This window comes from Pseudarthrobacter adonitolis, assembly GCF_055412845.1.
In genome coordinates, this window is sequence record NZ_JBVAYW010000019.1 from 24545 (window position 1) to 38419 (window position 13875).

The following is a 13875-nucleotide window of genomic DNA, read 5'->3' on the forward strand; positions in this document are numbered from 1 at the left end:
GAGCAGCGAAGTTGGGCAGCAGAACCGCCAGCCGATGGGTGCCCTTGTTCACACGCTGGTTGTATGCCCGCTTGTGCATATTCAGGGGCCGCTGATGAGGCACTAGACTTGGTCTGATGTCTGAGCAGCCCGCCTCCGCCCCCGTAATTCTCCCGGCACCCGCCACAAGCCCGCTTCCGCCTGCCGTCGCCGCCGCACTGAAGCGTGACGGCGCCGGGCTCGTTGCCGCGGTGGTCCAGCAGTTCGACACCCACGAAGTGCTGATGCTGGGCTGGATGGACGACGAAGCCCTGCACCGAACCATGACCAGCGGCCGGGTCACCTTCTACTCCCGCTCCCGCCAGGAATACTGGCGCAAGGGGGACACGTCCGGCCACGTCCAGTGGGTCAAGTCGGTTGCCCTGGACTGCGACGGCGATGCCCTCCTGATCCGGGTAGACCAGGTCGGCGCGGCGTGCCACACCGGCACCCGGACCTGCTTCGACGGCAGAGACCTGGAAGTCCAAACCGGCGAGGCACTCTGACCCACGCCCAGGGGCGGAAGACTTGCCCGCAGGCACACACTTTTTGGCAGCATAAGACTGGCGCCGTTTCACACCCGGCGACATTCACGAGGCGACACACAAGAACAGGCGGAGAAGCATAGCCATGCAGGACCTTGGAATCATCAGCCCGGGCCTCGAGGAGTTCCGCGAACTCGCCGGCAACAGCCGGGTCATCCCCGTCACGCTCAAAGTGCTGGCGGACGCGGAGACCCCAATCGGCCTCTACCGGAAGCTTGCCCAGGGCGAGCCAGGCACGTTCCTGATGGAGTCCGCGGCGGTGGGCGGCACGTGGTCGCGGTATTCGTTCATCGGCGCGAAGTCCCGTGCAACCCTGACTACCAAGGACGGCCAGGCGCATTGGCTGGGCCAGCCCCCTGCCGGCGTGCCCCTGGACGGCAATCCCGTGGACGCCATCCGCGACACCATCGAAGCACTCCGGACCAGCAGGTTTGACGGACTGCCGCCCTTCACCTCCGGTCTGGTCGGCTTCCTGGGCTGGGAGACTGTCCGCCACTGGGAACGGCTGACCAGCCCGCCGGAGGATGACCTCCACCTGCCCGAACTTGCGCTGAACCTGGTCACGGACATGGCGGTGCACGACAACCATGACGGCACCGTGTTGCTGATCGCCAACGCGATCAACTTCGATGGCAGCTCCGACCGCGTGGATGAGGCATGGGAAGATGCCGTGGCCCGGGTCAAGGCCCTCCTCACCCGGATCAGCACGCCCGTGGCCCAGCCGGTTTCCGTGCTGGAACCCGCCGCCCTGGATTTCGCCTCCAGCGTCGAGGAACGGTGGGACGAACCCTCCTACCTTGCCGCGCTTGACCGCGGCAAGGAAGCCATTGTGGACGGCGAAGTATTCCAGGTGGTGATTTCACGCCGCTTCGAGATGGAGTGCGGCGCCTCGCCGCTTGACGTGTACCGCGTCCTTCGCAACACCAACCCCAGCCCCTACATGTACATCTTCAGCCTCGAAGACGCCGACGGCCGGGAGTACTCGATCGTTGGGTCCTCGCCCGAGGCCCTGGTGACGGTGACCGGTGAGGAAGTCATCACCCACCCGATCGCCGGTTCGCGGCCCCGCGGCAAGACGGTGGAGGGAGACAAAGCCCTCGCAGAGGAACTGCTGGCCGATCAGAAGGAACGCGCCGAACACCTGATGCTCGTGGACCTCTCCCGCAACGATCTGTCCAAGGTCTGCGTGGCGGGAACTGTGGACGTCACGCAGTTCATGGAGGTGGAGCGGTTCAGCCACATAATGCACCTGGTCTCCACTGTGGTGGGCAAGCTGTCCCCGGACGCCAACGCCTACGACGTCCTGAAAGCGACCTTCCCCGCAGGCACCCTGTCCGGTGCCCCGAAGCCCCGGGCACTGCGCCTGTTGGACGAGCTTGAACCGCACCGCCGTGGCATCTACGGCGGTGTGGTGGGTTACCTCGACTTTGCCGGCGACATGGACATGGCCATTGCCATCCGCTCGGCCCTTCTCCGCGAAGGACGCGCCTATGTCCAGGCCGGCGGAGGCATCGTGGCGGATTCCGTGAATCCCACAGAAGCGCTGGAGACCGTGAACAAGGCGGCCGCTCCACTCCGGGCCGTCCACACCGCCGGATCGCTGCACAACATTGCGGCAGAATCGCTCCCCGGCACCTCTCAAGTCAGCGACGCCGGCACCGCCGCCGGGGAAAGCCAGGGCGCCGAATGACGCCGGCCTGGGCCAGGAAATCCACGCTGGTACTGCTGATCGCCGTCCTTGCGCTGGCCGTCTTCGGCGCCACCACCCAGACCTGGATCAATGTCAGCCTGGACGCGAACCAGGTGGGGCAGGCGGCGGGGGACCAGAACACGCTTCCGGTCCAGGGCAGCAAGGCCGCCACTGCGGTGACAGCTCTGGCCCTGGTGGCCCTGGCGGGTGGACTGGCAGCGTCCATCGCCGGAAAGTTAGCGCGGTGGGTCATCACCGCCATCATCATGTTGGCGTCCGTAGGCATCATTGCCGCGGCCGCCACAGTGCTGGCTGACCCGCTGGGCGCGGCGCAGGGCTCCATCGCCGCTGCCACCGGGGTAACCGGCGGTAACGCGGAAGTGGCTGTTACCGTCTTCCCTGTCCTCGCCGTCGTCGCCGGTGCCCTGCTGGCGCTGGCCGCACTGCTGATCATCCCCGCTGGCCGGTACTGGAAGTTGCGAACCAAATATGACCCCGCCAAATACGGGGCGCCCGCCGGCAGCACGGCTGTCGCCACTGGTCCTGTGGACGAGATCGACAGCTGGGACCGGCTCTCGCGCGGGGACGACCCCACCTGAAGCCCGCTCGCAGCCAAACCCGAGCAACCCCGGCCAGTTCTGCCGATGGACAGGTCACGGCCAAAAAATGGCAGAATGTAAGCAGTATTCATCCCGAGGAGATTCACATGAGCAAAGCACCCGCGTCCGTATCGAAATCAGGCGTCCGGACCGTTGCCCCCGGCGTCGTTGACCACAGCCAGGAACTTGGCCACGGCAACAGCCCCGCGGCCTGGACCTGCGTGATCGTTATGCTGGTCGGCGCACTCATCGCGTCCATCGCCTTTGTCATTGCCAACACCCCCATCTTCATCGCAGGCGCGGCCATCATGGTGCTCGGCCTCATCGCCGGCTACGTCATGCGCAAGGCGGGCTACGGCGTCGAAGGCAGCAAGCTGAAGAACTCCGGCCACTGATGGCGACTGTTCTCGATGACATCAATGCCGGTGTCAGGGAGGATATGGAGGCCAGGAAGCGTCTCGTTTCGCTGGCAGAACTGAAGGACCTGACTGCGGCCGCAGAACCCGCACGGGACGCCTGGTCGGCCCTCGGCGGCACCGCGGTCGAGCGTGACCAGCTGAAGGTCATCGCGGAAATCAAGCGGCGCAGCCCGTCCAAGGGCGACCTCGCCACCATCGTGGATCCGGCATCGCTGGCAGAGCAGTATGCCGACGGCGGCGCAGCCGTGATCAGCGTCCTCACCGAACAGCGGCGCTTCAACGGCTCCCTTGCGGACCTGGACGCCGTCCGTGCCCGCGTGGACATTCCGCTGCTCCGCAAGGATTTCACGCTCGACGAGTACCAGATCTGGGAGGCCCGCGCCCACGGCGCGGACCTGATCCTGCTCATCGTGGCCTCGCTCTCTGATAGCCAGCTCCAGGAGTTCAGCGCGCTCAGCCGCGAACTCGGCATGAACGTGCTCGTGGAGACGCACACGGAAGAGGAAATCGAACGGGCAGTGGCAGCTGAGGCGCGCATCATCGGCGTCAACGTTCGCAACCTGAAGACGCTCGACGTCGACCGTTCAGTTTTCGCGTCGCTCGCCGGACTGATTCCGGCCGAAGCGCTGGTCATCGCCGAATCCGGTGTGCGCGGCGTTGACGACGTGACGCACTACGCCGCCAACGGCGCCAACGCAATCCTGGTGGGCGAGGCCCTGGTCAGCGACTCAACGCCACGTGACCGGATCGCCGAATTCACGGCTGCCGGCGCCGCCGCCATCGCCGCCCGGGCCTAGTCCGGGCACCCGCCGGCCTTTGGTGCCGGCGGCACAACACTTCCGAACGATCAACTGGAACAGGACGGTGAGACTGATGGTTGACGCACCCTCAGAAAACGCTGACAACAACGCTGCGGACGCTTTCCTGCAGGGCGGCTCGCTGAAGCACGCCCCTGGGCCATACTTCGGCGGCTACGGCGGGCGCTGGATGCCGGAATCGCTGATCGCCGCCCTGGACGAGCTCGAAGACACCTTTGAAAAGGCCAAGGCAGATCCTGAATTCCTTGCCCAGCTATCCGACCTGAACAAGAACTACTCCGGCCGGCCCTCGCTGCTAACCGAAGCGAAGCGGTTCTCCGAGCACGCCGGCGGCGCCCGGATTTTCCTCAAGCGCGAGGACCTCAACCACACCGGATCCCACAAGATCAACAACGTCCTGGGCCAGGCCCTGCTGGCCAAGCGCATGGGCAAGACCCGCGTCATCGCCGAGACCGGCGCCGGGCAGCACGGCGTTGCCAGCGCCACCGCCGCCGCGCTCCTCGGCTTGGAATGCGTTGTGTACATGGGCGCTGAAGACTGCCGCCGGCAGGCGCTGAATGTCGCCCGGATGCAGCTGCTCGGCGCCACCGTGGTGCCCGTGGTGAACGGTTCGCAGACCCTCAAGGACGCCATCAACGATGCCCTCCGGGACTGGGTCAGCAACGTCGACAACACGCACTACCTGCTGGGCACTGCCGCCGGGGCGCACCCGTTCCCGGCCATGGTCCGTTTCTTCCACGAGGTCATCGGCGAGGAAGCCCGCGCCCAGATCCTTGAGCAGACCGGCAAACTGCCCGACGCAGTCTGCGCCTGCATCGGCGGCGGTTCCAACGCCATCGGCATCTTCCACGGATTCCTGGATGATCCGTCCGTGAAGATCTACGGCTTTGAAGCTGGCGGCGACGGCGTGGAAACCGGTCGGCACGCAGCCACCATCACCCTGGGCAAGCCTGGCGTCCTGCACGGCGCACGCTCCTACCTCATGCAGGACGACGACGGGCAGACCATCGAGTCGCACTCAATTTCCGCAGGCCTGGACTACCCGGGCGTCGGCCCGGAGCACGCGTACCTGGCCGATATCGGACGCGTTAGCTACGAGCCCATCACCGACAGCGAAGCAATGGATGCGTTCAAGCTGCTGTGCAGGACGGAGGGGATCATTCCCGCCATCGAGTCCTCACACGCCCTGGCGGGTGCCATCAAGGTTGGGAAGCGCCTCACCGATGGCAGTGCTGACCCGTCCGAAACGGTCGTCATCGTGAACCTTTCTGGCCGCGGCGACAAGGACGTTGAGACCGCCGCGGAATGGTTCGACATGCTGGATGAGGAGGGCAAGGTCAAGGGCACCAACTTGTCCACCCGCAAGCCCAAGGGTCCTGCCGACAGGGCAGAAACTGAAGCCGTTCCCGCCACAGCCGCTCCCGCCAGCAGCGCCGCGGACAACAACGAGGACCAGAACTGATGACTGAACAGCCGGCCAGCAAGTCCGCCGCCGCCATCGACCGTGCACGGGACGCCGGGCGCTCAGCGCTCGTGTGTTACCTGCCTGCTGGGTACCCGGACGTCCAGGCCACCATTGACGCCGGCATTGCCATGGCGAAGAACGGTGCCGACCTGATCGAAATCGGCATTCCCTACTCGGATCCGGTCATGGACGGCCCGGTCATCCAGGCCGCCACCACCGAGGCGATCGCCAACGGATTCCGGGTCGAGAGCGTCTTTGACGTTGTCGCAGGCATCACGGCAGCCACAGACGTCGCCGTGTTGGTGATGACCTACTGGAACCCCGTGGTCCGGATGGGTGTGGACGAGTTCTCCCGCCGGCTGGCGGTGGCCGGGGGAGCAGGGCTCATTACGCCTGACCTCATCCCGGACGAAGCATCGGATTGGTTCGCTGCCTCGGACAAGTACGGACTGGACCGCGTGTTCCTCGTGGCGCCGTCCTCCACCCCAGAGCGCTTGGCCATGACGGTCAAGGCAAGCAGGGGCTTTGTTTACGCCGTCTCCATCATGGGCGTGACGGGTACCCGCCAGGCTGTCAGCAGCAGCGCGAAGAAGCTCGTTGCAGACATGCATGCCGCCGGCGCCGAACGCGTGTGCGTGGGACTCGGCGTGTCCAACGCCAGCCACGTCCGCGAGATCGCAGCGTACGCAGACGGCGTCATCGTTGGCACGGCTCTTGTTGCCGCCATCCGTGACGGGGGAGTCCCCGCCGTCGCGGACCTCACCCGGGACCTGAGCGCCGGACTCGTCAGGGAAGAAGCCTAACCACCATGCAGATCCTCCTTCAGGCCGCCGCCCTGGTGCCGGCCAGCATCCCCAGCCCGGACTGGTCCGGCTTCGACATCCCGCTGCCGTGGGGGACTCTGCGGATCCACGCCTATGCCCTGTGCATCCTCGCCGGGATCATCGTCGGTCTGTGGCTCACGTCCGTCAGGTGGGCCCGCCGCGGTGCGCCCGAAGGCAGTGTCTGGGACATCGTCATCTGGGCGATTCCGTTCGGCATCATCGGCGGCCGCCTCTACCACGTGGTTTCGTCCCCGGACGCCTACTTCGGGCCCGGCTTCGACGGGACCGGAGACCTGTGGCTCATCCCACAGATCCAGCGGGGCGGACTGGGAATCTGGGGGGCCGTGGTTCTGGGCGTCCTGGGCGCCTGGATCGGCTGCCGCCGGTCCGGTGTGAAACTCACTGCCTTCCTCGACGCCGCGGCGCCCGGACTGCTGCTGGCCCAGGCCGTTGGCCGATGGGGAAATTATTTCAACCAGGAACTCTTCGGCGGGCCCACCACCCTGCCGTGGGGCTTGCAGATAGATGCGGACAATCCCAACTTCCCGGCCGGCATGCCGGTGGATACGCTCTTCCACCCCACCTTCTTGTATGAGTCGCTCTGGAACATCGCCGGCGTGCTCATCCTGCTGGCACTGGACCGCCGATTCCACTTCCGACGGGCCCGGCTCTTCTGGCTCTACGCCATGTATTACACCCTGGGCCGGGTCTGGATCGAAGCGATGCGGATCGACGACGCCGAACAGATCAACCTGTTCGGCATTACCACCAGGCTCAACGTCTGGACCAGCATCTTTGTCTTTGTAGGAGCACTCATTGTGTTCGTACTCCTGGGATTGAAGGGCCGCCCGGAACCGGACACAGCTTTCCTGGCGGGCCGCGAGCCGGCAGGAGACGATGCCATGGACGCCCCGGGGGCAGAAAAGGCACCGGTCCGCGATGCGGACTCTTCTGTCTCAGATAGTGAATCGCGTGATAATCTCCCACATAACCAAAATGGTGCCCGGATCCTTTCCACCCCAACGGAAGAGGAACCGGCATTCCGGGACGGCGACAAGCCAGTTCCGGAGTCGCCGGTAACCGGAAGTTCCGGCCACAAGGCAGCGGAATCCGCGCCGGAGGCTGGCACGAGCAAGTAGGACGCCAGCACGGTTGGGTAGCAGAGTCAACACTCGGAGCGCCCACACACCACAGCGTCGTGGCAACAGGGCCCATCCGGCCAGCAGACAGCAGCTGGCCGGTCAAGCCCGGGTCGGGGGCCTGCGTAACTGTTCGTTCAGTAGGCCGGTCTGGCCTACAATTTCCAGTAAATAACACTTTGTTGTGCCCATCACATCGGCGCTTACAAGGCGGGCCAACGGTGTCCCTTCCATACGCACGATCTCGAGGAAGGACGTCTCCAATGACCCATCTTCATGGCCCACGTTGGTCCGAAAAAATAGGATCGCGGGACCCCGTCTCCCCGTTCAAGCGCTTTGCTGCGCTGCCCGAGGCTCGGGGTCTATACAACCCAGAGAACGAAAAAGACGCCTGTGGCCTGGCGATCATCGCCACGCTCCGCGGGGAGCCCGGCTACGACATTGTCGATGCCGCGCTGACCGCGCTCCGCAACCTGGAGCACCGTGGTGCTGTGGGTGCCGACGAGGGAACAGGTGACGGTGCCGGCTTGCTGATGCAGATCCCGGACGAGTTCTTCCGCGCCGTCACAGAATTCGAACTCCCCGCAGCGGGCCATTTCGTTGCCGGTACCGCCTTCCTCCCTGCCGAGCAGCGCGAAGCCGATGCCGCCAAGGCCGGCATTGAAGGCCTTGCCGCCGATGAAGGGCTGACCGTACTCGGCTGGCGCGAAGTCCCCATCGTCGCAGACCTCGTGGGCGCCATGGCGCGCGCCTGCATGCCCTACTTCTCACAGCCCTTCCTTGCCTCGGCAACCGGCGAGGAGCTGGACCGCAACGAGCTGGACTCACGCGCCTGGCGGATCCGCAAACGTGCCCAGAACAAGTTCGGCGTGTACTTCCCGTCGCTGTCCTCACGCACCATCGTCTACAAGGGCATGCTGACCACCGCCCAGCTCGAGCCGTTCTACCCCGATCTCTCAGACAAGCGTTTCAAGACCAAGCTGGCGATCGTCCACTCGCGCTTCTCCACCAACACCTTCCCGTCCTGGCCGCTGGCCCAGCCGTTCCGCACCATCGCCCACAACGGTGAAATCAATACCGTCAAGGGCAACCGGAACTGGATGCGCGCCCGCCAGTCCCAGCTCGCCAACCCGCTGCTGGGTGACTCCCCGGAAGAGCTGTACCCCATCTGCACCCCAGGTGCGTCCGACTCCGCGTCCTTCGACGAAGTCGCCGAGCTGCTCTGGCTCTCCGGCCGCCCCATCACGCACTCGATCATGATGATGATCCCCGAGGCTTGGGAAAACCACGCCACCATGGATCCGGCACGGCGTGCGTTCTACGAATACCACTCCCTTCTCATGGAGCCGTGGGACGGCCCCGCCGCCGTCTCCTTTACCGATGGCAACCTCGTCGGCGCCACCCTGGACCGCAACGGCCTGCGCCCCGGACGCTACTGGATCACCGAAGACGGGCTGATCATCTTCGCCTCCGAGGTGGGCGTCATCGACGTCGAACCCTCCAAGGTGGTCAAGAAGGGCCGGGTTTCCCCGGGCAAGATGTTCCTCGTGGACACCGACGCCGGCCGCATCATCGACGACGAGGAGGTCAAGGCCGAGATCGCTGCAGCGAACCCTTGGGCCGAGTGGGTCAAGGACAACCTGATTGACCTCAAGGACCTCCCCGAGCGCGAGCACGTGGTCCACACCGCCGCGTCCGTCAACATCCGCCAGCGGACCTTCGGCTACACCACCGAAGAGCTTAAGATCCTGCTTGGTCCGATGGCCCGCACGGGCGCCGAACCGCTGGGCGCCATGGGCTCCGACACCCCGGTGGCTGTGCTCTCCAAGCGACCCCGGCTGCTGTTCGACTACTTTGTGCAGTCCTTCGCTCAGGTCACCAACCCGCCGCTGGATGCCATCCGCGAAGAGCTGGTCACGTCGCTGACGTGTGCCATCGGCCCGAACGGTAACCTGCTGGACACCAAGCAGGTCCGCCAGCCGCAGGTTTCCCTGCCGTTCCCGGTGATCAACAACGACCAGCTCGCCAAGATCGCCAACATCGAAACGCCCGACGGCGACCGCGTGGCCATGAAGGTCCGTGGCCTGTACCGACCCGAAGGCGGCGAAAACGCCCTGCGTGCCCGGCTCACGGAGATCTGCGAGCAGGTGTCCGGCGCGATCAACCGCGGCGTGCAGTATGTTGTGTTGTCCGACCGCGACTCGAACGCGCAGTGGGCCCCGATTCCTTCCCTGCTCCTGGTCAGCGCCGTGCACCACCACCTGCTGCGCAGCGCCAACCGCACCAAGACCGCCCTGGTGGTCGAGGCCGGCGACGTCCGCGAGACGCACCACGTGGCTGTCCTGATCGGCTACGGTGCCTCTGCCGTGAACCCGTACCTGGCCATGGAATCAGTGGAGCAGCTCATCACCGCCGGTGACGTTGTTGGGGTCACGCCGCAGGACGGCGTCTACAACCTGATCAAGGGCCTCGGCAAGGGCGTCCTGAAGATCATGTCCAAGATGGGCATCTCCACCGTTGCGTCCTACACCGGCGCGCAGACGTTCGAGGCACTGGGCCTCGGACAGGAACTGGTGGACGAGTTCTTCGCCGGCACGCATTCCCAGCTGGGCGGCGTGGGCCTGGACGTCATCGCCGCCGAAGTTTCGGCGCGGCACCAGATGGCCTACCCCGAAGGCGGCATCGAACTGCCGCACCGCCCGCTCCTGGGCGGCGGCGAATACCAGTGGCGCCGCGACGGTGAGCCGCACCTGTTCAACCCGGAAACCGTCTTCCGGCTGCAGCACGCCACGCGTGAGCGCCGTTATGACATTTTCAAGGCGTACACCAAAGGCGTGGATGACCAGTCCGAGAACTTGATGACCCTGCGCGGGCTGCTTAAGTTCAAGGACGACCGTCCTGCTGTTCCGTTGGAGGAAGTGGAGCCCGTCTCCAGCGTCGTGAAGCGCTTCTCCACCGGCGCCATGAGCTACGGGTCCATTTCCAAGGAAGCCCACGAGACTCTCGCGATCGCCATGAACCAGTTGGGCGGCAAGTCCAACACCGGTGAAGGCGGCGAGGACGTGGACCGCCTGCTTGACCCGAAGCGCCGCTCTGCCGTCAAGCAGATCGCGTCGGGCCGGTTCGGCGTCACCAGCCTGTACCTGACCAACGCTGATGATATCCAGATCAAGATGGCCCAGGGTGCCAAGCCCGGCGAGGGCGGCCAGCTGATGGCGCAGAAGGTGTACCCCTGGGTTGCCCGGACGCGCCACTCGACGCCCGGCGTCGGCCTGATTTCGCCGCCGCCGCACCACGACATCTACTCCATCGAGGACCTCGCGCAGCTCATCTACGATGCGAAGCGCGCCAACCCCTCGGCCCGTGTGCACGTCAAGCTCGTCTCCGAAGTGGGGATCGGCACTGTGGCCTCGGGTGTCACCAAAGCGAAGGCCGACGTCGTACTGGTCTCCGGCCACGACGGCGGAACCGGCGCGTCCCCGCTGAACTCGCTCAAGCACGCGGGTGTGCCGTGGGAGCTCGGGCTCGCTGAGACGCAGCAGACGCTGATGCTCAACGGCCTGCGCGACCGTGTGGTGGTCCAGGTGGACGGCCAGCTCAAAACCGGCCGCGACGTTGTTATCGCCGCGCTGCTCGGCGGCGAGGAATTCGGTTTCGCCACCGCCCCGCTGGTGGTGGAAGGCTGCATCATGATGCGCGTCTGCCACCTGGACACTTGCCCGGTGGGCGTCGCAACGCAGAACCCCGAACTGCGGGCCCGCTTCACCGGCAAGCCCGAATTTGTGGTCAACTTCTTCGAATTCCTGGCCGAGGAAGTCCGCGAGATCCTCGCGGAACTCGGTTTCCGGAGCATTGACGAGGCGATCGGCCACGCCGAGGTGCTGGATGCCCGCGAAGCGATCAACCACTGGAAGGCCGACGGCCTGGACCTGGACCCGATCCTGCACGGACTCGAGTTCGACGACGACGCTCCGCTGCGCAACATGACCTCGCAGAACCACGAGCTGGACAAGCACTTTGACCAGCGGCTGATCACCATGGCCACGGAGGCGCTGACTGACCGCAGCCCGGTGAAAATCGCGGTGGACGTGATCAACACGGACCGCTCGGTGGGTACCATGCTGGGCCACACGGTGACCAAGACGTTCAGCACGGACGTGCTGGCGCCGGACACCATCGACATCACGCTGACCGGTACCGCGGGACAGTCGCTGGGCGCCTTCCTGCCCGCCGGTATCACGCTGCGCCTCTTCGGTGACTCGAACGACTACGTGGGCAAGGGCCTTTCCGGCGGACGGATCATTGTCCGGCCGGACCGCACCAACGTCTTCAAGGCCGAAAGCAACGTCATTGCCGGCAACGTGATCGGCTACGGTGCCACCAGCGGCGAGATGTTCCTGCGCGGCCAAGTGGGCGAACGCTTCCTGGTCCGCAACTCCGGAGCCACCGCAGTTGTTGAAGGCATCGGCGACCACGGCTGCGAGTACATGACCGGCGGGCAGACGCTGATCATCGGCCGAACCGGACGCAACTTCGGCGCCGGCATGTCCGGCGGCACTGCCTATGTGCTGGACCTGCAGACCACGCAGGTCAACAAGGACGCCCTGCAGTCCGGCGAACTCCAGCTCGTTGAACTCGACGCCGAAGACCGGGACATTGTCCACGGTCTGCTGGTCAAGCATGTCGAGGAAACCGAATCGCTCCACGCGGCACGGCTGTTGGAGAACTTCGACGACACTGCTGCCCGCATTACCAAAGTGCTGCCCCGCGATTACGCGGCAGTCCTGCAAACCCGTCTGGACGCCATCGAAGAGGGCCTAGACCCTGATGGCGAAGAAGTATGGGCCCGAATCCTGGAGGTGACCGGTGGCTGATCCACGCGGATTTCTTAAAGTACGCCAGCGTGAAACCCAGCCGCGCCGCCCCGTTCCCGTCCGCATCATGGACTGGAAGGAAGTCTACGAGGCCCAGGAAAAGGGCGTCCTGAAGGCCCAGGCCGGTCGCTGCATGGACTGCGGCGTGCCGTTCTGCCACCAGGGCTGCCCGCTGGGCAACCTCATCCCCGAATGGAACGACCTCACCTGGCGGGACAAGGGCGAGGAAGCGATTGAGCGGCTGCACGCCACCAACAACTTCCCCGAGTGGACCGGCCGGCTTTGCCCGGCACCGTGTGAGGCGTCCTGTGTGCTGGGGATCAACCAGCCTGCGGTCACCATCAAGCAGGTTGAAGTCTCCATCATCGACGAAGCGTTCGAAAACGGCTGGGTCAACCCGCTGCCTCCGGCGCGCCTGACCGGAAAGACCGTTGCCGTCGTCGGCTCCGGCCCTGCCGGCCTGGCCGTGGCGCAGCAGCTGACCCGGGTGGGCCACACCGTTGCGGTGTACGAGCGTGACGATAAGATCGGCGGCCTCCTCCGCTACGGCATTCCCGACTTCAAGATGGAAAAGGAGCAGGTGGACCGCCGCGTCGAGCAGATGAAGGCGGAAGGCACCCGCTTCCGCACCGGCGTCGCCGTGGGCACCGACGTGACGTGGGAGCAGCTGCGACGCCGCTACGACGCCGTCGTGGTTGCCACCGGCGCCACCGTCCCGAGGGACCTGCCCATGCCGGGCCGCGACTTTGACGGCGTGCACTTCGCCATGGATTACCTGGTGCCGGCCAACCGCGTTGTCGCGGGGGAGACGGTTGAGAACCAGATCCACGCCAAGGGCAAGCATGTGGTGATCCTCGGCGGCGGCGACACTGGCGCTGACTGCCTCGGCACCGCGCACCGCCATGGAGCCGCGTCGGTGACCACCCTGGCCATCGGCAAGCAGCCGCCGGCCGAACGTGCCGGGCACCAGCCCTGGCCCACATTCCCCACGCTGTTCGAAATGGCCAGCGCCCACGAGGAAGGCGGCGAACGTACGTACCTCGCCTCCACCGTGGAGTTTGTCGGCGAAAACGGCCAGCTCACCGGCGTCAAGGTTGCCGAAACGGAATTCGTGGACGGCAAGCGGCTCCCGAAGGCCGGCACCGAATGGGTCATCCCGGCGGACCTGGTCTTCCTGTCGCTGGGCTTCACCGGTGCCGAGCCGGCTGGCATCACCGAGCAGGTCAGCGCCGAATTCGACGGGCGCGGCAACGTGACCCGCGACGGGTACTACATGACCAACACGGAGGGCATCTTCGTGGCCGGTGACGCCGGACGCGGGCAGTCGCTCATCGTGTGGGCCATCGCTGAAGGCCGGGCCTGTGCCGCCGCCGTGGACAAGTTCCTTATGGGCAGCACCATCCTGCCGGCGCCGGTGGCTCCGACGGACCGGGCCATCACGGTTCTCTGACACCAGTCAGTTCGCCGCGGATTAACCTCCACAA

Annotated in this window: 10 protein-coding genes; all 10 read left to right on the plus strand. The window is 65.6% G+C overall.

Annotated elements, in window-relative coordinates; translation table 11 throughout:
* Positions 1 to 116: 116 nt before the first annotated feature.
* Positions 117 to 524, plus strand: a complete 408-nt coding sequence (hisI, locus tag ACZYZ4_RS15850) for a phosphoribosyl-AMP cyclohydrolase (protein WP_463862405.1) — start codon at positions 117 to 119, stop codon at positions 522 to 524.
* A 124-nt stretch (positions 525 to 648) separates the two neighbouring features.
* A complete protein-coding gene (locus tag ACZYZ4_RS15855) occupies positions 649 to 2253 on the plus strand; it encodes an anthranilate synthase component I (protein WP_463862407.1) in 1605 nt (534 codons plus the stop codon).
* Positions 2250 to 2852 (plus strand): Trp biosynthesis-associated membrane protein, encoded by a 603-nt coding sequence (locus ACZYZ4_RS15860; protein ID WP_463862409.1) that lies wholly within the window; start codon positions 2250 to 2252, stop codon positions 2850 to 2852. The genes ACZYZ4_RS15855 and ACZYZ4_RS15860 overlap by 4 nt, the downstream gene beginning before the upstream one ends.
* Before the next feature lie 107 nt (positions 2853 to 2959).
* A complete protein-coding gene (locus ACZYZ4_RS15865; protein ID WP_463862410.1) occupies positions 2960 to 3247 on the plus strand; it encodes an HGxxPAAW family protein in 288 nt (95 codons plus the stop codon).
* Positions 3247 to 4068: an indole-3-glycerol phosphate synthase TrpC gene (trpC, locus tag ACZYZ4_RS15870; RefSeq protein ID WP_463862411.1), complete on the plus strand. Its 822-nt coding sequence runs from the start codon at positions 3247 to 3249 to the stop codon at positions 4066 to 4068. Before ACZYZ4_RS15865 ends, trpC begins: the two co-directional genes overlap by 1 nt.
* A gap of 76 nt (positions 4069 to 4144) precedes the next feature.
* The gene (gene trpB / locus ACZYZ4_RS15875) at positions 4145 to 5551 is read left to right on the plus strand and encodes a tryptophan synthase subunit beta (protein WP_463862413.1); all 1407 of its coding nucleotides are present in this window, start codon (positions 4145 to 4147) and stop codon (positions 5549 to 5551) included.
* Positions 5551 to 6357, plus strand: coding sequence for a tryptophan synthase subunit alpha (gene trpA / locus ACZYZ4_RS15880; protein WP_463862415.1), 807 nt, complete (start codon positions 5551 to 5553; stop codon positions 6355 to 6357). The genes trpB and trpA overlap by 1 nt, the downstream gene beginning before the upstream one ends.
* A 5-nt stretch (positions 6358 to 6362) precedes the next feature.
* A complete protein-coding gene (gene lgt / locus ACZYZ4_RS15885) occupies positions 6363 to 7517 on the plus strand; it encodes a prolipoprotein diacylglyceryl transferase (RefSeq protein ID WP_463862417.1) in 1155 nt (384 codons plus the stop codon).
* Between the two features lie 263 nt (positions 7518 to 7780).
* The gene (gene gltB, locus ACZYZ4_RS15890; protein ID WP_463862419.1) at positions 7781 to 12391 is read left to right on the plus strand and encodes a glutamate synthase large subunit; all 4611 of its coding nucleotides are present in this window, start codon (positions 7781 to 7783) and stop codon (positions 12389 to 12391) included.
* A complete protein-coding gene (locus ACZYZ4_RS15895; protein ID WP_463862421.1) occupies positions 12384 to 13841 on the plus strand; it encodes a glutamate synthase subunit beta in 1458 nt (485 codons plus the stop codon). The genes gltB and ACZYZ4_RS15895 overlap by 8 nt, the downstream gene beginning before the upstream one ends.
* Positions 13842 to 13875: the final 34 nt, after the last annotated feature.